Here is a 19,978-nt window from a genome sequence, read left to right as displayed (position 1 = left end):
CGAAAGTCCGGGCCTTTCTGCAAACCGCTCGATTTGGCCGACGAACGGCAATCGACATCGGCGGCCGGTTGAAGGATAAAAATGGCCATGAAACCTGAGGACGACGCAAGATCGGTGGACGAGAGCGCTTACATCGCCAGCGTGCGGCGCGCGACGCTCTGGCTCGGTTTTCTCTACTGGTTCGTGGAATTCCTCATCAGCAGCATTCTTTGGGCGATCCTCGGGATCGACCCGATCATGTCCGCGCCAGGCAAGCTCCTGTTGATGTCCTGCGGCATGGTCTTTTCCTATGGCATCGCCGCTGCGATGTTCGGCGTCCGCCATCAACACATCGCGCTGAAGATCGTCGTCGGCTTTACGACCGCTCTGATGGCTGCGATCGCCAATACCGGCGTCGACTTTCTTCTCTATCTTTTTATCGTGCGTCCCGACCCGATCACGCCCGATTGGACCAGCATCGGCTACACGCTGGTCTACAGCATGGCGACCTTCGTCGGCTGGTCCTTCTTCTTCGTGGCATTGCTCTACAGCTTCGAACTGCGCGAGCGCGAGCGACGCCTGGCGATCACGCGCGAGGAGGCACTCGCCGCGCAAATGCGGGCGCTGCGCTACCAGGTCAATCCGCATTTCCTGTTCAACACACTGAACTCCATCACCGGCCTGATCGAGGAGGGGCAGCCCCTTGCCGCGACGCGCATGGTGATGTCGCTGTCCAACTTTCTGCGCACGACGCTGGAGCTTGACCCGCTGCACGACGTGCGGCTTGCCGACGAACTCGCGCTCCAGGCCGGTTACCTGCATATCGAGGGCGAGCGCTATTGCGACCGCATGAGGCTCCGAATGGACATCGACACCGGTCTCGAGGAGGCCTTGGTGCCAAGCCTCATCCTGCAGCCGCTGATCTCGTCACGCCCGGTCGTTTCAGAGCTGCAATCACAATGCCGCTGAGGCTTGCATGAATGAAATCCAGACTGTTCCGCTTTCAATCCTCGTCATCGACGACGAGCCGCTGGCGCGGCGGCGCCTGCTGCGCCTGCTCGGCGCCATGCCCGCGGTCGAGGTGGTGGGAACGGCCGGCAACGTGCAGCAAGCCTGCTCCATGGTTGCCGAGCTTTCGCCGGACGCGATCCTGCTCGACATCCAGATGCCGGGCGGCACCGGCTTCGATGTCCTGGAACGGCTGGGCGACCACGCACCCGCAGTCGTTTTCGTGACCGCCTTCGACCACTATGCGCTGCGCGCCTTCGAAGCCGCCGCGGTCGACTATGTCACCAAGCCGATCGAATCCAGCCGCCTGCGCACCGCGATCGAGCGAGCCCGCCTCGCAATCGCCGCACGCACGAGCGCCGAGCGGGTGCTCGAACTCAACGAAACCGTGACGGCGCTGCGCCAGGCGCTGCGCAAGCACGAAACCCAGACCGGCGACCTTTGGATCAAGGCCCGGGGAGAATTCGTGCGGATCGCGCTCGACCGGGTCGTGCGCTTTCAGGCGGAACGCGACTATGTCCGCATTCACGTCGAGGGCCGGTCCTATCTGCACCACGAAAGCCTCGCCTCGCTCGAGCGTCGCCTCGATCCCGCAGAATTCCTCAGGCTGCATCGCAGCTCGATCGTGCGCCGGGACTGTATCGTGGGGCTGAAGCAGGCCCCCTTCGCCGCGCTCATCGCCCTTCTCTCCGACGGCAGCGAGATCCGCGTCGGCCGAACCTACGCCCGACACATCCGCCCGACGACCGGCGAACGCAGCCAGCCGGACTAGCCGCCGCCCACTATCGCAGGACCGCGCGCAGCCGCGGGGCGGCGAAGTCGACGAAGGCCCGGAGCTTCATCGGCACCAGCCCCTGCGGAAGATAGACGAGCTGGACCGGCAGCGCCGGGTGCTCAAAGTCTTCCAGCAGCGGTACGAGCAGGCCGTCCGCCACTTGGCCCGCCACCTGATAGGAAAGCACCCGCGTCAATCCAAGACCGGATATCGCCGCGTCGACGGCGGATTCCGCCGTATTGACGATAAGCCGCGACCGGATCGGCGCGGCCAGCTCGCGCCCGCCGTCGAGGAAACGCCAGACATGGGCGGCCGTAACGTTTTCGAAGGTGATGCAATCGTGATCGGCAAGTTCGCTCGGGTGCCGGAGCACGCCATGCCGCGCGACATAATCGGGGCTTGCATAGACCACCCGGCGCACCGTGCCGATCTTCGTCGCCACGAGATTGCTGTCGGGCAGGTTGCCGATCCTCAGCGCCACGTCGATGTGATCGTCGACGAGATTGGCGAACCGGTCGCCCAAGGCGAGCCGCATATCGACCTCGGGATGGGCCTTGAGGAAATCGACCACGACGGGAAGCACATGCAGGCGTCCGAAGACGATGGGCGCAGAGACCGTCAGATCGCCCTTGATCGTGCTGTATTCGCCGGCTGCCACCCGTTCCGCCTCTTCGACGCGGGCAAGGATCTCCTTGGCAGCCTCGACATAGACGCGGCCGGCCTCGGTCAGCTGGATCCTGCGGTTGGTCCTGGTGATGAGTTGCGCGCCCAGATGCGTTTCAAGCTCGGAAACCTTCCGGCTGATCGTGGCCAGCGGCACCTTGAGGTGCCGGGAGGCGGCCGACAGGCTGCCGTTTTCGATGACGGCGATCAGAACTCCCATGGCGTCGAGACGGTCCACTTTTATCCTTCCATAATTCGGAAATCAGACTATCGAAATCGCATTCTACTGCCGAAAATTGGAAAGTCATAGGTTGATCTCGAAGGCGGTTCATTCCGAACCGCCGGAGGGCCGTGACGGTTCTCAAGCTCTTCGAGGACATCTCCCATGAAACTCTACCGCCATCCGCTCTCCGGCCACTCGCACAGGGCGCAGCTTTTCCTGTCGCTGCTCGGCGTGCCGCACGAGCTGATCGACGTCGACCTCAAGGCGCGGGCACACAAGGCGCCGGAATTCCTCGCGCTCAATCCCTTCGGTCAGGTTCCGGTGCTCGACGACGAAGGCACGGTCATCGCCGACAGCAACGCCATCCTCGTTTACCTCGCCAAGAAGCTCGGCCGCATCGACTGGCTGCCGGAAGATCCGGCCGCGGCGGCGAAAGTGCAGAAATGGCTCTCGGTTGCCGCCGGTGACATCGCCTTCGGTCCGGCAGCCGCGCGTCTCGTCACGGTCTTCGGCGCCAATCTGGATGCAGAAGGGGCGATCTCCAGGGCCCACCGGGTGCTTGCACAGATCGATGCGGAGCTTGCCGGCCACGACTTCCTCGTGGGCGCAAGGCCGACCATCGCCGACGTCGCCCTCTACAGCTACGTGTCGGCAGCACCGGAAGGCAATGTCGACCTTTCCGACTACGCCCATGTTCGTGCCTGGCTTTCGCGCATCGAGCGCCTGCCCGGCTTCGTCGGCTTTGAGAAGACCGCCGTCGGCCTCGCCGCCTGATCCAAGCTCCCCGGGGCGGCAGCGCTGCCCCGGCCCCCTTCCAACCGGGACACCCGACCATGCCGGACAACGCACAGCAGAAAAAGCCGGATTCGCCGTGGCACGAAGGCGAACTCGCCATCCAGCGCAGCCTCGGCGTCGCCGAGCGCATGGATGCGACCGGGCGCAATTTCGTGCGCAGCTTCATGCCGGAGCAGCACCAGCAATTCTTCCCGATGCTGCCCTTCGCCATGTTCGGGGCCGTCGACGCGAGCGGCGATGTCTGGGCCACGATGCGCGCGGCAGCCCCCGGCTTCATGCAGGCGCCGGACGCCTGGAATCTCGATATACGGTTGCCGCGTGACAGGGATGATCCGGCCGATGCCGGCATGGAGGACGCGCACTCCATCGGCATGCTCGGCATCCAGCTCGAAACCCGGCGCAGGAACCGGTTGAACGGCGCGATCCGGCGCGATGCCGACGACGGCTTCACGCTCCGCGTCCGGCAGAGCTTCGGCAACTGCCCGCAATATATCCAGCTTCGCCAGTTCGCCTTCGTTCGCGACCCGCACCAGCCGGCCTCGGTGCGCCCGGTGCATGGTCGCGTGCTCGACGCCCGCGCCCGGGCCATCATCGCCAAGGCCGACACCTTCTTCGTCGCGTCCTACGTCGATCGCGACAGCGGCGAGCGCCAGGTCGACGTCTCGCATCGCGGCGGCAAGGCGGGTTTCGTACAGATCGGCGAGGACGGCGTGCTGACGATTCCGGACTTCTCCGGAAACCTGTTCTTCAACACGCTCGGCAATTTCATGGTCAACCCGCGCGCAGGACTGCTATTCGTCGATTTTACGACCGGCGACATGCTGCAGATGACCGGCAGCGCCGAGGTGATCCTGTCTTCTCCAGAGGTCGCGGCATTTCAGGGCGCCGAACGCCTGTGGCGCTTCCGGCCGGAGAAGGTCATTTATCGCGAGGACGGCCTGCCGCTTCGTTGGGCCTTCGAGGAGGGCGGCTGGTCTCCCAGCCTCAATTCCACCGGCGACTGGGATCAGGCGAAGGTCCGGCTTGACGCCGCGGCCCTTGCCGATGCGTGGCGCCCGTTCCGGATTGCCCGCGTTGAGGACGAGAGCACGACGATCCGCTCGCTCTACCTCGCGCCGGACGATGGCGTCGGGCTCATGGCCCACCAGGCCGGCCAGCACCTGCCGATCCGCATCAACGTCGGAGACGGCGAAAGACCGCTCGTCAGGAGCTATACGCTGTCCTCGGCACCGACGGATGGTCTCTACCGCATCAGCGTCAAGAAGGACGGCGTGGCTTCCCGGCACTTGCACGGACTGAAGCCTGGAGACCGGATCGAGGCGCGGGCGCCTGCCGGCAGCTTCACGATCGATGGAACCGAGCGGCGGCCCGCCGTGCTGATCGGCGCCGGCGTCGGCATCACGCCGATCCTTGCCATGCTCAAGCACATTGTCGCCGAAAGCCGCCGCAAGCGGCGCACGCGCCCGACCTGGGTCTTTCAGGCGGCCCGCTCGCCGGAGGAGCGCGCCTTCGATCGGGAGATCGCCGACCTGGTCGCGGAAGGCGAGGGCAATATTCGTCTGGTGCGGGCGCTGAGCCAGCCGGCAACGGCCATCGAAAACCAGGACTATGACATTGCCGGTCGCATCGACCTCACCCATCTCAAGGCCACCCTGCCCTTCGACGACTACGATTTCTATCTCTGCGGCCCGGCCGCCTTCACCCAGTCGCTCTATGACGGCTTGCGGGCGCTCAACATCGCCGATGCCCGCATCCATGCGGAGGCCTTCGGGCTGTCGTCGCTGACCCGGAGGCCGGACGGCGGTTCTGCCCCGGTGATGGTACCGGCGGCGAACGCCCCGGTTCACGTCGTCTTTGCCAAGTCGAGCAAGGAGGCGCGCTGGCAGCCGGGCGAAGGCACGCTGCTTGATCTGGCGGAGGCGCGTGGCCTGAACCCGGAATACGGCTGCCGCAACGGCAGTTGCGGCACCTGTCGAACGCCGGTGCTGGAGGGCAGGGTGACCTACCCCTCGCAGCCCTCCTTCCCGGTCGGCGAAGGCGAAGCGCTGATCTGTTGCGCCGTGCCGGCGGAGAGCGAAACGGGCAAACTGCATCTTTCGCTCTGAGCCCTGGTTCGGCTATGGATGATGCACCACATCATCAGGCAGTCGACCTCGGCCGAGCGGGATGCGCCATGAACGACCAACAGCTACGCGATATCGTGCTCTGGCTTTCAGAACAGGGCCTGAAGGGACTGGACGAGCCGGAGCTGTTTGCCGGCTTCTGCGAGCAATGTCGGGCAGCCGGTCTCGACCTTGCCCGCGCGCTCGGATTGATCGACACGTTGCATCCCGAATTCGAGGGGCGCGCGTTCCAGTGGAACGACGAAAGCGAGATCACGCCGGAGGTCATCCAATACGGCTCGACGACCACGGGCGAGGCGCTGCTGAACTGGCAGAATTCGATCTTCTACCACATGCTTTGCGACCGAACCGCGGAGCGCCGCATCCGGCTTTCCTCCGACGAGGGCACCACCTACAACATATTGGACAAGCTGAAAGCCGAAGGCCACACCGACTGCGTCAGCATGATCCACCACTTCACCGACCAGGGCCGCGTCGGCGAGATGGACTGTTTCTATTCCTATTGGACGACGCGGAACGACGGTGGCTTCAGCGAGGATGACATCGCAGCACTCCGTATCCTGCTGCCAACGCTTGCGCTAGCGGTGAAGGCAGGCTCATGCGTGCGGATCATCAGCACGCTTGCGGACGTCTATCTCGGCGCCGATGCCGGCCAGCGCGTCGTCAAGGGCAGCATTGCCCGCGGTTCGGCCGAACGCATCGAAACGGTCATGTGGTTTTCCGACCTGCGCGGCTATACGCGCATCTCCGACACCGCAGCACCCGACGAGATCATCCCGCTTCTCAACGATTATTCAGGAACCGTGATCACCGCCATTCACGACCATGGCGGCAGCGTGCTGAAGCTGATCGGCGACGGTGTTCTGGCGATCTTCAATGCCGACGATCCGGGGACCGCCTGCGCCAATGCAATCGGCGCCGAACGGCAGCTGCGCCGCATGCTTGCGGAACTCGACACCCGCCGGCAGGCCGAAGGCAAGCCGACCACCGAGGTCTATCTCGGGCTCCATATCGGCGAAGTTTTCTATGGCAATATCGGCAGCCAGACCCGCCTCGATTTCACCGTGGTCGGCCCGGCGGTCAATGAGGTGAGCCGCATTTCCTCGATGTGCCGTTCCGTCGAGAGGCACATGATCATGTCGTCTGATTTCGTCGAAGCCTGCCCGCCGGATGAACGGGTCCACGCAGTCTCGCTCGGCCGCTTTGCGCTGCGCGGCATCGCGAGGGCCAAGGAGCTGTTTACCTGGGATCCGGAATTGCCGATGGCCTGAGACGCAGCGGCTACTGGCTCATCGCGCCTGCAGAAAGACGCGAGAGGTGGCGATGCTGCAGCTCGATCTGCACCTCGTCCTGAAAAACCAGAACCTGATGGCGCACTTCGTCTTCCGAACATCCGCAGGCAAAGAGCTCATCCGCTAGAGCGCGGCAGCGGCGGCGCCAGAATTGCAGCGCTTCGGCACCGTGCAGATCTTCAAGCTCGGCGGCAGCACTGCGAATGGCATGCAATCTCCTGACCACCGGAAACGGAACAATGGTGTTGGTTTCCGTGGCTTCCACTGATTGATTGCTTGCCATCGTCTCGTTTGCCCCCTGGACTTCGTGCGTTGACGCGAACGCACAAAGACGCCCTACGCGTAGTGATATCGAGCAATGGCTCCGCTTCCGGTGTCCCCAACCGAAGGCGATTTGCTCTGCTGATTCCATTTCTACGAAGCCTATGGTTAACGTTTCCTTCCCACCGGTGCCGAAGTGAACCGATTGCGTCTCGCAGGTGCACGAGACATCGGTCGCGTCACGTGGCCGACACGCTTTCACGCTTTTCTGGGTTGGTTTCGATCCAAAAACATGACATTAAAAATCATCTTTCTATCAGCGCCCATGGCGCCCCCGCCCCCAGTGAGTGCACGTGCATGCTGAAGCGTTTCTTCGCGTTCTACCGCCCCTATCGCGGCCTGTTCATTCTCGACTTTTCCTGCGCCGTACTATCAGGCCTGCTTGAACTCGGCTTCCCGATTGCGGTGAAGCTGTTCGTCGATCAGCTCTTGCCGAGCCAGGAATGGACACTGATCCTGCTGTCCTCCGTGGGGCTGCTGATCGTCTACCTGCTCAACACCGGCCTGATGGCAACCGTCACCTATTGGGGCCACATGCTCGGCATCAATATCGAGACGGACATGCGGCGCATGGCCTTCGATCATCTGCAGAAGCTCTCTTTCTCGTTCTTCGACAACCAGAAGACCGGCCATCTCGTCGGCCGCCTCACCAAGGATCTGGAAGAAATCGGCGAGGTCGCGCATCACGGTCCGGAGGATCTGTTCATTGCCGTCATGACCTTCATCGGTGCGCTGATCCTGATGCTGATGGTGCATTGGCAGCTGGCGCTGATTACCGCCGCCGTCGTGCCACTGACCGCCTGGGTAACCAGCCGCTACGGCGGGCGCATGACCCGGAATTTTCGCAATCTCTACGGCCGGATCGGAGACTTCAACGCCCGTATCGAGGAGAATGTCGGTGGCATGCGCGTGGTCCAGGCCTTCGCCAACGAGGCCCATGAGCGCAGCCTGTTCGAGACCGACAACCAGAACTATCGCCGCACCAAGCTTGAGGCCTACCGTATCATGGCGGCCAGCACGTCGCTGAGCTACATGAGCATGCGGCTGACGCAGCTGATCGTGATGATTACCGGCTGCTACTTCGTGTTGACGGGCGAGCTGACCAATGGCGGCTTCGTCAGCTTCCTGCTTCTGGTCGGCGTCTTCTTCCGGCCGGTCGAGAAGATTAATTCGGTGATCGAGACCTATCCGAAGGGCATCGCCGGCTTCAAGCGCTTCCTCGAACTGATGGAGACCGAGCCCGATATCGAGGATCGTCCCGGTGCGACCGACGTCGCTGATCTCAAGGGCGACATCACCTACAGCAACGTCTCCTTCGGCTACAGCGCCGAAAAGCCGATCATCCAGAATATCGACCTCACGATCCGCGCCGGCGAGACGATCGCCTTCGTCGGCCCGTCGGGCGCCGGCAAGACGACGATCTGCTCGCTTCTGCCGCGCTTCTACGAAGTGATGGAAGGCGCAATCACTGTCGACGGCACAGATATCCGCGACATCACCTTGTCGTCGCTGCGCGGCCAGATCGGCATCGTGCAGCAGGATGTCTTCCTCTTTGCCGGCACCATTCGCGACAACATCGCCTATGGCCGGCTCGGAGCAAACGAAGCCGACATCCTGGAGGCGGCGCGGCGCGCCCGGCTCGACGGCATGATCGCGGCCCTGCCCGACGGCATGGACACGGTGATCGGCGAACGCGGCGTCAAGCTTTCCGGCGGACAGAAACAGCGACTGGCGATCGCCCGCATGTTCCTGAAAAACCCGGCGATCCTCATTCTCGACGAGGCCACCTCGGCGCTCGACACGGAAACCGAGAGAGCAATCCAGCAGTCTCTTACCGAGCTTTCCAAGGGGCGCACGACGCTGATCATCGCGCACCGGCTGGCAACGATCCGCGATGCCGACCGCATCGTCGTGGTCGACGGTAGCGGCATTCGCGAACAGGGACCGCATGCAACGCTGCTGGCCGCCAAGGGCGCCTACAGCCGCCTCTATCACGCCCAGGCAGGCGCCGGCTGAGGAGAGCTGTCGGCGCGGCATTGCAAGTGCCGGGAGGGGACGGTACGAACGAAGGCAGACACCGCCCTGCCCTTCGTCGGACCGATTCTTCAGCGCCATGACCACTTCCGAACTTTCCGCTCTCGAACGCGCCCTAAAAGCCCTGCCCCAACACTATCCCGGTCCCGGCGGCGTCGCCGGTGTGGTCCGGGATGGTCAGGTGATCCTCAGCCACAGCTGGGGCTATGCCGACCTGACCGCCCGCAGGCCGATGACGGCGACAACCCGCGTACCGATCTGCTCGATCACCAAGCAGATGACCTGCGCCGTGCTTCTGGACGCCGTCGGCGAACCGGCAAAGCTCGACCGCGCGCTCGACACCTACCTGCCTCTGCTCGAAGGCAAGCGCCCGACCGTGGCCCATCTCTGTCACAACCAGTCGGGGCTGCGCGACTACTGGGCGCTGACCGTGCTGCAAGGCGCCAGGCACGACGGCGTCTTCCGCCGCGAGGACGCACGGTCCCTGCTCTCCTCCGCGCGGTCGACCCATTTCGAGCCGGGCACGCGTTACTCCTATTCGAACGGTAATTTCCGCATTCTCGCCGACCTCATCGAAGCGCATACCGGGCGCTCGATGGCCGAGCTCTATCAGCGTTCCGTGTTCGGCCCGGCCGACATGCAGACCGCTGCCCTCACCGCCGATACGAGCCTGCCCCCCGACGGTATCGTCGGCTACGAGGGCAATGAGACGGCTGGCTATTTCGAGGCGGTCAACAACATCTACTGGGCGGGCGATGCCGGTGTTTCCGCTTCGCTCGACGATATGCTCGCCTGGGAATGCTTCATCGACCGGACGCGGAATGACGAAAACAGTCTCTATCGCCGCCTGTCCTTACCGCAGACCTATGCCGATGGCCGCCCGGCCCATTATGGGTTCGGCCTTGCGCATGAAAAGATCGGCGACGTCGCCATCACCGGCCATGGCGGCGCGCTGCGCGGCTTCCGCAGCCGCAGGCTCTACGCGCCCGCTGAGCGCCTTTCGGTCGTGGTGATGTTCAACCATGAAGCCGACGCCCATGCGGCGGCGACCGCATTGATGAAGGTCGCCCTTGGCCACAGCGATGCCGAGCCCGCGACAGGCACCTGGGATGCCGACGGCACCGGCAGCTATCTGGATCCGGAAACGGGCCTCGCACTCGTTACCAGGCCCGCCGGCAAATCCCGCGTCGCGCTGAACTTCGCCACGGGTGCCGAAACGCTTGCGGTCGGTCCGGATGGCAGCGCGCAGTCAGCGGCCGTTACCCTTCGCGTGGAAGGCGCCTCGCTACACATGGAGCGCCCGCGTGAGAACCTGACGGTTCACGCCGCGCGCATCTCCGGCGCCGCAAAGCCTGATATCGCCGGCCGCTACCATGCGGCAGAACTCGATGCCGATCTCGACATCGTCTCCACCAACGGCGTCTTCTATGGTGGTTTCGACGGATCGCTTGGCAGAGGCGCCATGCACGCCCTGCGGCCGCTCGCCGAAGATGTCTGGCTGCTGCGCTGCAAACGCTCGATGGACGCGCCGGCACCGGGAGACTGGACCGTAGTCGTTTCGCGTGACGCAGAAGGCAAGGTGACGGGGCTGACGATCGGCTGCTGGCTCGCCCGGCGGATCGACTATAGCAAGATCGGCTGATGTCGAGATCGCGTCGCCGGCGATGCTCGCAGGCGGGACCATGCGGCACAAGATGACCATAACCGGAAGACCAGAACGTGAAACAGAAGCGACCGACAGCCGCCCGAGATACCGGCCGCCGCCCCGCGGCCGATACGGGAAAACGCGTGACGGTCGCCCGCGCCCTTTCCAAGCTTGGTTACTGCTCGCGCACGCAGGCCGAGAAACTGGTGCTTGAAGGCCGCGTCAGCATCAACGGGCGCAAGGCAACTGACCTCACCGCATGGGTCGATGTCGACAAGGACCGTCTCGCCGTCGACGGTAAGGCCGTGATTGCCGAAAAGAAGGCCTACCTGATGCTGAACAAGCCGCGCGGGCTGGTGACGACCAGGCATGACCCGGAGGGCCGGCCGACGGTCTTCGACTGCCTGAAGAACATCGACTCCACCCATCTGTCGCCGGTCGGACGCCTCGACAAGGCGAGCGAGGGCCTTCTGCTGTTCACCAACGACACGGTGCTTGCGCAGCGGCTGCTCGATCCGGAAACCCATGTCGGCAAGGTCTATCACGTGCAACTGACCGGGCAGATCGACGACGCGCAGCTTGCGCAAATGGTCGCCGGCATCGACGAAGGCGGCGAGATGTTGCGGGCCGCCAGGGCCGAACGCCTAAGGGTGGGCGGCCGCAACATGTGGATCGAGGTGGAACTCGAAGAGGGTCGAAACCGCGAGATTCGCCGCATGCTCGATGCGCTCGGCTTCGAAGTGCTGCGGCTGCTGCGGGTTTCGATCGGGACGATCGCTCTCGGTGATTTGCCGAAGGGTGCTGCGCGTAACCTCACCGCCGACGAAATCGCCGATCTGAAGCGGCGCACCGGCCTCTAGGCCCTTCCCGCGGCGCGCAGCCAATCGCGCGATGGGTGGAAATCCACCCACGCGAGCACCGCCATGTTTCCGAATCCACCCAAAGCCGATCCAGGCTCCTGACAAATGCGTCGGATCGTGCGGACAGCCCGTTGTCTGTGCTAAGATTGCGTCCGCAAATGGGGGCATCCAGCACCGGCGTGGGAGGAAACCTTGCCGGCTGGCCATATTTCATCCGGGAGGAAGAAGATGAAAACCCTCAACGCATTGCTCGGCGCCGTTGCCGCCCTTTCCATTTTTGCCGTTTCCGCCAACGCACAGACCTACCCCGAACGTTCGATCACCATGGTCGTGCCCTTCTCCGCCGGTGGACCGACGGACACGGTTGCGCGCCTGGTTGCTGAATCCATGTCGAAGGACCTCGGCCAGCAGATCATCGTCGAGAACGTCGGCGGCGCCGGCGGTACGCTTGGCGCCGGTCGCGTCGCCCAGGCCGATCCGGACGGCTACACCGTGCTGCTCCATCACATCGGCATGGCAACCAGCGCGACGCTCTACCGCAAACTCGCCTATGACACGCTGAACGCCTTCGAATATGTCGGCCTCGTCACCGAAGTGCCGATGACCATCGTCGCGCGCAAGGACCTCGAGCCGACCGACCTCAAGGGTCTCGTCGAATATGTGAAGGCGAACAAGGACACGGTCACCGTCGCCAATGCCGGCATCGGCGCCGCCTCGCACCTCTGCGGCATGATGTTCATGAGCGCCATCGAAACGCCGCTGACCACCGTTCCCTACAAGGGCACCGGTCCGGCGATGACCGATCTCCTCGGCGGTCAGGTCGACATCATGTGCGACCAGACGACCAACACCACCAAGCAGATTCAGGGCGGCACGATCAAGGCGTACGCCGTCACCTCGCCCGAACGCCTGAAGGTCTTCCCGGACTTGCCGACGACCACCGAAGGTGGTCTGCCGAACCTGCAGGTTGGCATCTGGCACGGCGTCTACGCGCCGAAGGGTACGCCGGCTGAAGTGACCGAACGCCTGTCGAAGTCGCTGCAGGTGGCGCTCAAGGATCCGAACGTGGTTGCCCGCTTCGGCGAACTGGGCACCGAGCCGTCTTCGGACAGCGACGCCACCCCCGCCGCGCTGAAGACCAAGCTCGAAGGCGAGATCGCCCGCTGGAAGCCGGTGATCGAAGCGGCCGGCCAGTACGCCGACTAATCCACCGCTCATCGCGCCGCGCTCTCGAGTCATCTCGGGGCGCGGCGGTTCTGACATGGGCATGTTCCCGACGGTGTCCGGACAGGCGCCGTCAACAGCGGTTGACAGCTGTCAACGCGACGTTGCCCAATGTGCGAACCCGGCGCGAGCCGGCAATGCCAATGCGGGAGGCCGTCGACGCCTCGGCCCGGCTACCCCGCGAAAACAAATGGGGACACGATGAAATCACTCTCCTTCGATAGCACCAATGCGCTCTGCGGCGGGATCCTGACCGCGGTCGGCCTGTTCTTCGCCTGGCAGGCCTTCAACCTAGAGCTCGGCACGGCCTTCCGCATGGGGCCTGGCTATTTCCCCCTCGTGCTCGCGATCATCCTGACGCTCCTCGGCATCGTGATCCTCGTACAGTCCACCCGCGTCCAGGGGGAGCCGATCGGCGCGATTGCGCTGCGTGGCATGCTCTTCATTTTGCCGGCGCCGGTTTTCTTCGGCCTCACGGTCCGCGGCCTCGGCTTCGTCCCGGCACTGTTCTTCACGGCACTCATCGCCTGCTTTGCCTCCGGCCGCATGACGCCGCTCATGGCTTTGGCGCTCTCCGCAGCGCTGACGGCCTTCTCCGTCGCCGTGTTCAGCTATGGTCTCGGCCTGCCCTTCCAGCGCTTCGGCCCCTGGGTCCAATTCTAGGAGACGCGCAATGGATCTTTTCAACAATCTCGCGCTCGGCTTTGTAACCGCCGGTTCCCCCGCCAACCTGCTCTTCTGCCTCATCGGAGTGCTTCTCGGCACCCTGATCGGTGTCCTTCCGGGCATCGGCGCAACCGCGACCATCGCCATGCTGCTGCCGATCACCTTCCAGCTCGAGCCGGTCTCCTCGCTGATCATGCTCGCCGGCATCTATTACGGCGCGCAGTATGGCGGCTCGACCACGGCGATCCTGATCAACATGCCGGGCGAATCGTCGTCAGCCGTCACCGCGATCGACGGATACCAGATGGCCCGCAAGGGTCGGGCCGGCGCCGCCCTGGCGATCGCTGCCCTCGGCTCATTCTTTGCCGGCACCGTCTCGACCTTCCTCGTCGCGGTCTTCGCGCCGCCCTTGACCGAAATCGCCCTGAAGTTCGGCGCTGCCGAGTACTTCTCGTTGATGATCGTCGGCCTCGTCTCCTCGATCGCACTCGCGCACGGGTCGATCGTCAAGGCGCTGGCCATGGTCGCCCTCGGCCTCCTGCTCGGCCTCGTCGGCACGGATATCTATTCCGGCACGCCGCGCTTTACCCTCGGCATCCGGGAATATGCCGACGGCCTGAACTTCGTAGCGCTCGCCGTCGGTGTCTTCGGCATCGCCGAGATCTTGCGCAACCTTGAAAACGAACGCACCCGCGAGGTGCTGATGGCCAAAGTCACCGACCTGATGCCGACCAGGGACGACTTCAAGCGCATGTTCGCGCCGGTCGTGCGCGGCACCATCATCGGTTCGGCGCTCGGCATTCTGCCCGGTGGCGGCGCAATCCTTGCGGCCTTCGCTTCCTACACCGTGGAGAAACGAGTCTCGGACCACCCCGAAGAGTTCGGCCACGGTGCGATTGCCGGCGTCGCCGGTCCGGAAAGCGCCAACAATGCGGGCGCGCAGACCTCGTTCATTCCGCTGCTCACCCTTGGCATTCCCGCCAACCCGGTGATGGCGCTGATGATCGGCGCGATGATCATCCAGGGCATCGTGCCTGGTCCGAACGTCGCAAGCGAACAGCCCGCCCTCTTCTGGGGCATCATCGCGTCGATGTGGATCGGCAATCTGATGCTCGTGGTCCTGAATCTGCCGTTGATCGGGCTCTGGGTGAAGCTGCTCAAGATCCCCTATTACGTGCTCTTCCCGATCATCATGGCGTTCTGCTCGATCGGGGTCTACAGCGTCAACTCCAATGTCTACGACCTCTATGCCGTCGCCTTCTTCGGCCTCGTCGGCTACCTGCTGTTGAAGCTGCGCTGCGAACCCGCTCCGCTGCTGCTCGGCTTCGTGCTCGGACCGCTGCTCGAAGAAAACCTCCGCCGCGCCATGATCCTGTCGCGCGGAGACCCGACGACATTCGTCACTCGACCGATCAGCGCCATCCTGCTTCTGATCGCAGCCCTGGTGCTCGTCGTCGTGTTCCTGCCGAGTGTGAAGGCCAAGCGCCACGAGGTTTTTGTCGAGGAGGATTGATCCCTGCCCGCCAATTTCGCAACAATAACAATATAATTCAATAGGTTAATCGCCGCGCCCCAATCGGAGGCGCGGCGTTCTTCTGGCTGCGGCATTCTGCCCCTGCGCGGTTTGCCACATTGAGCTTTATCAAGCCGGTCGCCAATCTCTGCCCCATCGAAACAGGAACGAGCCGGGGCGATGACACGTCGCGAGAAGATCAGATGGAACAATGCCGTGCGCATGCTTTGCGCCGCGGCGCTGTTCCTGCTTGGTTTTGCCCATCTCGGCCCTGCCCTGGCCACTCGCCTGCCGGCGGCCGAACTGGCGCTCTATGCCCTGCCCGACGGGTCCCTGCCCGATTTTTGCCAGACCGGTTTGGGTGAAGACGGCAAAGACCAGCCCGGCCATAAACATGTTTGCAGCGCCTGTCGGTTCTTCTGGGCGCTGCTGACGCCGCCGGACGGTTCTCTCAGCGAGCGCCTGGAGGCAAACCGCACACCTGCGATCCGGGTTGCGGCAGTTCGACCGGTGCCACAAGTTCACGCACCCAATGCCCGTCCGCGAGGCCCGCCACAGGTCGTCATCCGGCTTTGACCTCCGTTGACAGCTGTCAACATCCTCCTTCGACGCCCGTCGGCATCGGGGCATCACGCCTCCTTGCGTCGGTCATGCGGACGTTTTTCATGCCAGAAACCCTGATCACCACTGCCGCGCCAGCGGCTCCCCCTCGCGCGTCCTCGATAAGGCCGCCTCGCCCGGCCTCGCGTAGTCGTGTCGTCGGCGAAAACCTGACCCTGCTCTATGAGGGCGGACGCAACCGCGCGCTCTACCGTGTCGTTGACGGCTGCGTCGTGCTTTCGCAACTTCTCAACGACGGTCGCCGCCAGATCACCGACGTGCTCGGACCGGGCCGGCTCTTCGGCTTCACTATCGACGGCCGCAACATCGCCACCGCCGAAACGCTGAGTATCGCGCGCATCGAGCCTCTGGGTGACGCGGATCTCAACGCCACCAATCCGGCCGTCGCCAGCGAGTTGAAGACGACGCTTCACCGCATGCAGATCCATGCCACGCTGCTTGGTCGCAAGACCGCCAGCGAGAAAGTCGCCAGTGCGCTGGTGGAACTATCGCGCCTGTTCAATCGGACCGGCCGTAACGGCGCCCCTGCCCGGTTGAGCTTTCATCTCCATCTCACCCGCGCCGACCTTGCGGATTGGCTTGGCCTTACCGTCGAAACGGTCAGCCGCCGTCTCAACCGTTTCAAGCGCGAGGGCCTGATCGACTTCAGCCACCCGAAGACAATGCGTGTCCTCGATCCCGAACGCCTCGAAACGACCGCCGGCTTCACCCGACAACAGACCGGCGAGACGACACGCCCTTGAATAAAACCCGCGCCGCCTGTCCCCCCAATGCGGCCACCCACGCAAAGGAAAAACCATGATTGCGAGACTTGTCTACCACGTGCCGGTGTTCGGCTGGATGCTCAAGGAGGCCGTGCAAGGTTCACAGACGGCCAAGGTGCTGTTTCTGATCAACTGCGCGCTGCTCTGGCTGCTCGCCATCGTCGCCTTCGGCTACCCGGCGATCATCATTCCGGCATTGACGCTGGTGCCGGTGATCTTCGTTCTGTTGATCGTGATCACGATGGGCTGACGCCTATACGGTCCGGCGGCAAGCTTTCCGCGCTGCCGCCGGTTCAAAGCACGCCCCAGCCGCGGTAACGCCCGCGGCCGGTCATCTCGCGGATGCCAAGCTCTCGAACGAGGTTCAGCGCGCCGCGCGGCGTCACCCCGACATGCTTGGCGACCAAAGCTGCCGATACGATCGGCCGCGACAGAACCAGGTCGATCAAGGCCGGCAGACTGCTGTTGGAACGACGATCGCGAATGCGCATGTCCATCTGGGTCTTCGCAAGCGACAGACGGTCGAGTTCCTTGAGACCGAGATCCGCCGTCACCGTCATCGCCTCCAGAAAGGCGCTCCAACGGGTCAGTGCGTCCTGGGACCTCCGTCGCTCATAGCGGATGGTCTTTAGCCCGGTGTTGAACGACAGCAGGTGCGAGGTGACCTTGCCTCTGGAGCGCAGGTAAGCGCCGACCAACAATGACCCCAGCCAATGCTGACGGCGCAGAGGCTCCCTCCGCTCCCAGGCATCGAAGAGCAAGGCGGCTCCAAGACAGGGCGGCAGCTGATCAGCCGCTGCCACCATCTGGCGCCATTCGTCAAGACGCACTTCCTCATCCCACTCTTCGTCGAAGAGCAGGCCGAGCTGTCCCATCGGCTCGCGGGCTGTCGCTAACGCCGTCCGTTCTGCGACTTCCAGCGTGTCCTGGTCATGCGCATCGAGCAGGCGCTGCGAGCGAGCGATGGCGGCGTCGATGGCCGCGAATTCGGCCGCCATCGGATTGCTGTCGCCGTCGTCCTCCGGCTCGCCCCGCTCCGGCTCACGATCGACACCCGCCGCCTGCCGTGTTTCGGCCGGCGCAAGTGAAGGGATATCGAGCTCCGGGGCTGGGCTCTGTTCGCCGCTGAGTGTTGCAAGCCCCTGGGCAGAAAGGGCCCAACCAGGCTCGCCGAGCCAGATGCGGCGGCGGACTTTCAGGACCGAATGGGCGATGGTCAACTCGTGGGTCGGCGCTCGGGCGTCCATGTGCGCATCGTGCAGCACAAGATCCTCGACATGAACGAGTTGGCCCGCCACCCAAAGTGCTGCCGTCGCATCGAAGAAATGCCCGCGCTCGCGGTACCCGTCTTCGACGACATGACGGTTCGTGCGCTCATCGAGCCGCGCCAAGGCGTCTTCCGCCGAAATCATCAGCGGGATCAGCGTTGGATGGTAGGGATCGGGAGACTGGTATCGCATTTTGAAAATAGACGGTTCCTGCGGATGTGGAACGTAACATGAGAATCACTTCCCCCACAGGCAGGAGACGCTTTCTCCACCGCTTGAAGACCAGCAAGCTGCGCCGCCTGATTTCGCAAACGACGACGGGGCGAATATTTCTATTCAAACAGGACTTGCATGTGTCTCGGCGCACGCCAATGTGTTGACAGCTGTCAACCGTGTTGATGTCTCGTCTATCAACGCCAAACCCGGTCAGTGAGTTGAGTACCATACTCGCTGTTTCCCCCAGCCATACCGTGTTCGCAATCACGCGGCAGTGAGATCCAACTATGCTTGGTGCTTTGTCGCTTTAGTTTACCCTTTCGCGACCCAGCTTTTTGGGGGGAGGGCGCTCGGCTTTAAACCAGCAACCTGTTGACAGCTGGCAACAGCCCGCGAGTTCGCCACCTGAACGGATTCTGCCGCTAGAACGGGCTCTAACAAGGGAGGACGCTCAATCATTCGGCTCGAGATCGAGAAATTCGAAGTCTTGTACGCTGAGTCCGCGCAACGGAACTGAACCGCCCCTTCCTTTCCAAAAGAAGGAGAAACAGCAATGTTTTCTGATGGGTGGCGAGGGTCTGAAAACAATCTCAGACGTAAGAATAACGTAGAGATGTCAACGAATCCCTGCACTTACAGTGTCCCGCATTTCAACGTCACAGACAAGCCAAAGCGTATCCGCGAGAGGCGACGCTCATGCCCCCTGTCGCTGTTCATCCGCTCATGGCAACCACTCCAGCCTGGGCTCGCAAGCGCGCCGACAGCATCGCCGACACGGTGAATGTCTGGTTTCTCGCGCGGCGCGTCAGGTCCCGCAGATAGCCCCCGGCCGAATGAATGTGGTCGGATCGTTCAAGAAGGCAGGCAAGTACCGTTGCCGTCGTTTCGGGACCAAGCACCGTGCACGCCTCGTCGTAGGCCTCCGGGCTGACGCCGAGCATCTTCCTGACAACGGTTGCGGCTATGAACATGTCCCGCCAGTTACCAATTCGCCCCGCTGGTCCATAGTCACGGATCTGCGGGCAGGCTTTCAGCACCACCGGCAGCGCGCCGATATGATCGTGAAGGCGAGAAAGGCCGGGCGACTTTGCACTGCCTGCAACGGTATCATCATCCGCAGTGCATGACGTCTTGGTGCCAGCCAGATCCGAAAATGCCGCTTCAGGTCTTTCACAAGCGTTTTCAGATTCAGATTGATAATCGGATTCTGAACTCTGTATGTGCCGCTCATACTGGCGTTCATTGGCAGCCGTATTCTGCGTTTTCAGCAAGTTTTCCAGGTAATTAGTCAGATTGTCGCGGAGTGCCGACAAAACGGCGAGGGCGCGCTCCACTTCGGTGATCAGCGGCTTGCGCGACAGTGCCGTGTAGACCGCCTGGCACTGCGTTTCCGCTTCTTCCGCTTGGAGGACATCGGACTGGCGCAGGAGCTCGACGAGCTTGACGACGTCGCGCCGGCAAAGGCTCAGACGTTCGCGCATCACCTGCAGGTAGCGACGATCCGCTTCCAGCCGTGCCGCTTCCGCTGCGAACTCGGACGCCCGTGCAAGCATCGGTGCGAGATCGAAGCCAAAGGCCTGGCCGATCGCGCCCTTGCGGTCACGTCGGGCGTAACGCTTGCCATTGGGACTGTCGCGCCTGAGGATGAGCCCAGCCTCGACAAGCGCCGTCAGATGCCGCCTCAGCGTCGTCTCGGCCATGCCGTGCGTACGGAGCGAAAGCTGCGCATTCGACGGAAACACGACGAGGCCGGCGGCCGGGTCGAGTTCGCTCTTTGGGTAAAAGGACAGCAGTGCGTTCAGCACCGCAAGCGAACGGTCGGAAACCCCAAGGCTTGTCTTGGCGGCACACACCGTTCGAAACAATTTCCACTTGTCGACGCTCCCGTCGTCGACGGCCGGAGCGCTGGAAAGTTGGTATGCCAACATCCCAAGCGTCATCGACCGCCGCCCGAAGGGCGTCGTGACAATCCCACGATCCATTCTTCT

The 19,978-nt window shown here is 63.3% G+C and carries 18 protein-coding genes; 14 read left to right on the top strand and 4 right to left on the bottom strand.

Annotated elements, in window-relative coordinates; all coding sequences use genetic code 11:
* Window positions 1–87 precede the first annotated feature (87 nt).
* Both IB272_RS19510 and IB272_RS19505 read left to right on the top strand, forming a co-directional pair.
* On the top strand, window positions 88–948 hold the full coding sequence (locus IB272_RS19510) for a histidine kinase (RefSeq protein WP_246810378.1): 861 nt from the start codon (window positions 88–90) through the stop codon (window positions 946–948).
* Window positions 949–955: 7 nt separating this feature from the next.
* Window positions 956–1,759 (top strand): LytTR family DNA-binding domain-containing protein, encoded by an 804-nt coding sequence (locus IB272_RS19505; RefSeq protein ID WP_034787682.1) that lies wholly within the window; start codon window positions 956–958, stop codon window positions 1,757–1,759.
* Between the two features lie 10 nt (window positions 1,760–1,769).
* Here the strand turns inward: IB272_RS19505 and IB272_RS19500 are convergent, their stop codons facing one another.
* Window positions 1,770–2,663 carry a LysR family transcriptional regulator gene (locus tag IB272_RS19500; protein WP_127890042.1) on the bottom strand — a complete coding sequence of 298 codons (894 nt, stop codon included), beginning with the start codon at window positions 2,661–2,663 and terminating at the stop codon, window positions 1,770–1,772.
* 147 nt (window positions 2,664–2,810) lie between these two features.
* On the opposite strand from IB272_RS19500, the gene IB272_RS19495 reads away from it, so the two are divergent.
* From IB272_RS19495 to IB272_RS19485, 3 genes are all read left to right on the top strand, one after another.
* On the top strand, window positions 2,811–3,422 hold the full coding sequence (locus IB272_RS19495; RefSeq protein ID WP_060529297.1) for a glutathione S-transferase: 612 nt from the start codon (window positions 2,811–2,813) through the stop codon (window positions 3,420–3,422).
* A gap of 59 nt (window positions 3,423–3,481) precedes the next feature.
* The gene (locus tag IB272_RS19490; RefSeq protein ID WP_110818752.1) at window positions 3,482–5,548 is read left to right on the top strand and encodes a pyridoxamine 5'-phosphate oxidase family protein; all 2,067 of its coding nucleotides are present in this window, start codon (window positions 3,482–3,484) and stop codon (window positions 5,546–5,548) included.
* Window positions 5,549–5,616: 68 nt separating this feature from the next.
* Complete coding sequence (locus IB272_RS19485; RefSeq protein ID WP_112984996.1) at window positions 5,617–6,837, top strand: adenylate/guanylate cyclase domain-containing protein; 1,221 nt, start codon at window positions 5,617–5,619, stop codon at window positions 6,835–6,837.
* 10 nt (window positions 6,838–6,847) lie between these two features.
* Here the strand turns inward: IB272_RS19485 and IB272_RS19480 are convergent, their stop codons facing one another.
* On the bottom strand, window positions 6,848–7,141 hold the full coding sequence (locus IB272_RS19480) for a DUF6074 family protein (RefSeq protein ID WP_034787698.1): 294 nt from the start codon (window positions 7,139–7,141) through the stop codon (window positions 6,848–6,850).
* 335 nt (window positions 7,142–7,476) lie between these two features.
* Between IB272_RS19480 and IB272_RS19475 the strand changes: the two genes are divergently transcribed.
* The 9 genes from IB272_RS19475 to IB272_RS19435 all read left to right on the top strand — a co-directional run bounded on the left by IB272_RS19475 (window position 7,477) and on the right by IB272_RS19435 (window position 16,756).
* A complete protein-coding gene (locus tag IB272_RS19475) occupies window positions 7,477–9,195 on the top strand; it encodes an ABC transporter ATP-binding protein (protein WP_060517758.1) in 1,719 nt (572 codons plus the stop codon).
* 97 nt (window positions 9,196–9,292) lie between these two features.
* On the top strand, window positions 9,293–10,855 hold the full coding sequence (locus tag IB272_RS19470) for a D-aminopeptidase (RefSeq protein WP_192444675.1): 1,563 nt from the start codon (window positions 9,293–9,295) through the stop codon (window positions 10,853–10,855).
* Between the two features lie 77 nt (window positions 10,856–10,932).
* Window positions 10,933–11,718 (top strand): pseudouridine synthase, encoded by a 786-nt coding sequence (locus IB272_RS19465; protein ID WP_192444673.1) that lies wholly within the window; start codon window positions 10,933–10,935, stop codon window positions 11,716–11,718.
* Window positions 11,719–11,946: 228 nt separating this feature from the next.
* Window positions 11,947–12,924: a tripartite tricarboxylate transporter substrate-binding protein gene (locus tag IB272_RS19460; RefSeq protein ID WP_060517764.1), complete on the top strand. Its 978-nt coding sequence runs from the start codon at window positions 11,947–11,949 to the stop codon at window positions 12,922–12,924.
* Window positions 12,925–13,143: 219 nt separating this feature from the next.
* On the top strand, window positions 13,144–13,605 hold the full coding sequence (locus tag IB272_RS19455) for a tripartite tricarboxylate transporter TctB family protein (RefSeq protein ID WP_034787711.1): 462 nt from the start codon (window positions 13,144–13,146) through the stop codon (window positions 13,603–13,605).
* 10 nt (window positions 13,606–13,615) lie between these two features.
* Window positions 13,616–15,121, top strand: coding sequence for a tripartite tricarboxylate transporter permease (locus IB272_RS19450; protein ID WP_060517766.1), 1,506 nt, complete (start codon window positions 13,616–13,618; stop codon window positions 15,119–15,121).
* A 180-nt stretch (window positions 15,122–15,301) separates the two neighbouring features.
* Window positions 15,302–15,697 (top strand): hypothetical protein, encoded by a 396-nt coding sequence (locus IB272_RS19445; protein ID WP_034787727.1) that lies wholly within the window; start codon window positions 15,302–15,304, stop codon window positions 15,695–15,697.
* Window positions 15,698–15,786: 89 nt separating this feature from the next.
* A complete protein-coding gene (locus IB272_RS19440) occupies window positions 15,787–16,485 on the top strand; it encodes a helix-turn-helix domain-containing protein (RefSeq protein ID WP_060517768.1) in 699 nt (232 codons plus the stop codon).
* A 55-nt stretch (window positions 16,486–16,540) separates the two neighbouring features.
* A complete protein-coding gene (locus IB272_RS19435) occupies window positions 16,541–16,756 on the top strand; it encodes a hypothetical protein (RefSeq protein ID WP_034787730.1) in 216 nt (71 codons plus the stop codon).
* A gap of 43 nt (window positions 16,757–16,799) precedes the next feature.
* Here the strand turns inward: IB272_RS19435 and IB272_RS19430 are convergent, their stop codons facing one another.
* Both IB272_RS19430 and repC read right to left on the bottom strand, forming a co-directional pair.
* Window positions 16,800–17,966: an RHE_PE00001 family protein gene (locus IB272_RS19430; RefSeq protein WP_060517771.1), complete on the bottom strand. Its 1,167-nt coding sequence runs from the start codon at window positions 17,964–17,966 to the stop codon at window positions 16,800–16,802.
* A gap of 737 nt (window positions 17,967–18,703) precedes the next feature.
* Window positions 18,704–19,972 carry a plasmid replication protein RepC gene (repC, locus tag IB272_RS19425; protein ID WP_192444671.1) on the bottom strand — a complete coding sequence of 423 codons (1,269 nt, stop codon included), beginning with the start codon at window positions 19,970–19,972 and terminating at the stop codon, window positions 18,704–18,706.
* Window positions 19,973–19,978 lie beyond the last annotated feature (6 nt).

Source organism: Ensifer sp. ENS08, from assembly GCF_014852195.1.
Lineage (GTDB): Bacteria > Pseudomonadota > Alphaproteobacteria > Rhizobiales > Rhizobiaceae > Ensifer > Ensifer adhaerens.
This window is presented reverse-complemented; position numbering and strand designations above follow the sequence as displayed.

Excerpts from the sequence above, each read along its gene's own strand:
- IB272_RS19510 (WP_246810378.1), top strand. The coding sequence starts at position 88 with ATGAAACCTGAGGACGACGCAAGATCGGTGGACGAGAGCGCTTACATC.
- IB272_RS19505 (WP_034787682.1), top strand. The coding sequence starts at position 956 with ATGAATGAAATCCAGACTGTTCCGCTTTCAATCCTCGTCATCGACGAC.
- IB272_RS19495 (WP_060529297.1), top strand. The coding sequence starts at position 2,811 with ATGAAACTCTACCGCCATCCGCTCTCCGGCCACTCGCACAGGGCGCAG.
- IB272_RS19490 (WP_110818752.1), top strand. The coding sequence starts at position 3,482 with ATGCCGGACAACGCACAGCAGAAAAAGCCGGATTCGCCGTGGCACGAA.
- IB272_RS19485 (WP_112984996.1), top strand. The coding sequence starts at position 5,617 with ATGAACGACCAACAGCTACGCGATATCGTGCTCTGGCTTTCAGAACAG.
- IB272_RS19480 (WP_034787698.1), bottom strand. The coding sequence starts at position 7,141 with ATGGCAAGCAATCAATCAGTGGAAGCCACGGAAACCAACACCATTGTT.
- IB272_RS19475 (WP_060517758.1), top strand. The coding sequence starts at position 7,477 with ATGCTGAAGCGTTTCTTCGCGTTCTACCGCCCCTATCGCGGCCTGTTC.
- IB272_RS19470 (WP_192444675.1), top strand. The coding sequence starts at position 9,293 with ATGACCACTTCCGAACTTTCCGCTCTCGAACGCGCCCTAAAAGCCCTG.
- IB272_RS19460 (WP_060517764.1), top strand. The coding sequence starts at position 11,947 with ATGAAAACCCTCAACGCATTGCTCGGCGCCGTTGCCGCCCTTTCCATT.
- IB272_RS19455 (WP_034787711.1), top strand. The coding sequence starts at position 13,144 with ATGAAATCACTCTCCTTCGATAGCACCAATGCGCTCTGCGGCGGGATC.
- IB272_RS19450 (WP_060517766.1), top strand. The coding sequence starts at position 13,616 with ATGGATCTTTTCAACAATCTCGCGCTCGGCTTTGTAACCGCCGGTTCC.
- IB272_RS19445 (WP_034787727.1), top strand. The coding sequence starts at position 15,302 with ATGACACGTCGCGAGAAGATCAGATGGAACAATGCCGTGCGCATGCTT.
- IB272_RS19440 (WP_060517768.1), top strand. The coding sequence starts at position 15,787 with ATGCCAGAAACCCTGATCACCACTGCCGCGCCAGCGGCTCCCCCTCGC.
- IB272_RS19435 (WP_034787730.1), top strand. The coding sequence starts at position 16,541 with ATGATTGCGAGACTTGTCTACCACGTGCCGGTGTTCGGCTGGATGCTC.
- IB272_RS19430 (WP_060517771.1), bottom strand. The coding sequence starts at position 17,966 with ATGCGATACCAGTCTCCCGATCCCTACCATCCAACGCTGATCCCGCTG.
- repC (WP_192444671.1), bottom strand. The coding sequence starts at position 19,972 with ATGGATCGTGGGATTGTCACGACGCCCTTCGGGCGGCGGTCGATGACG.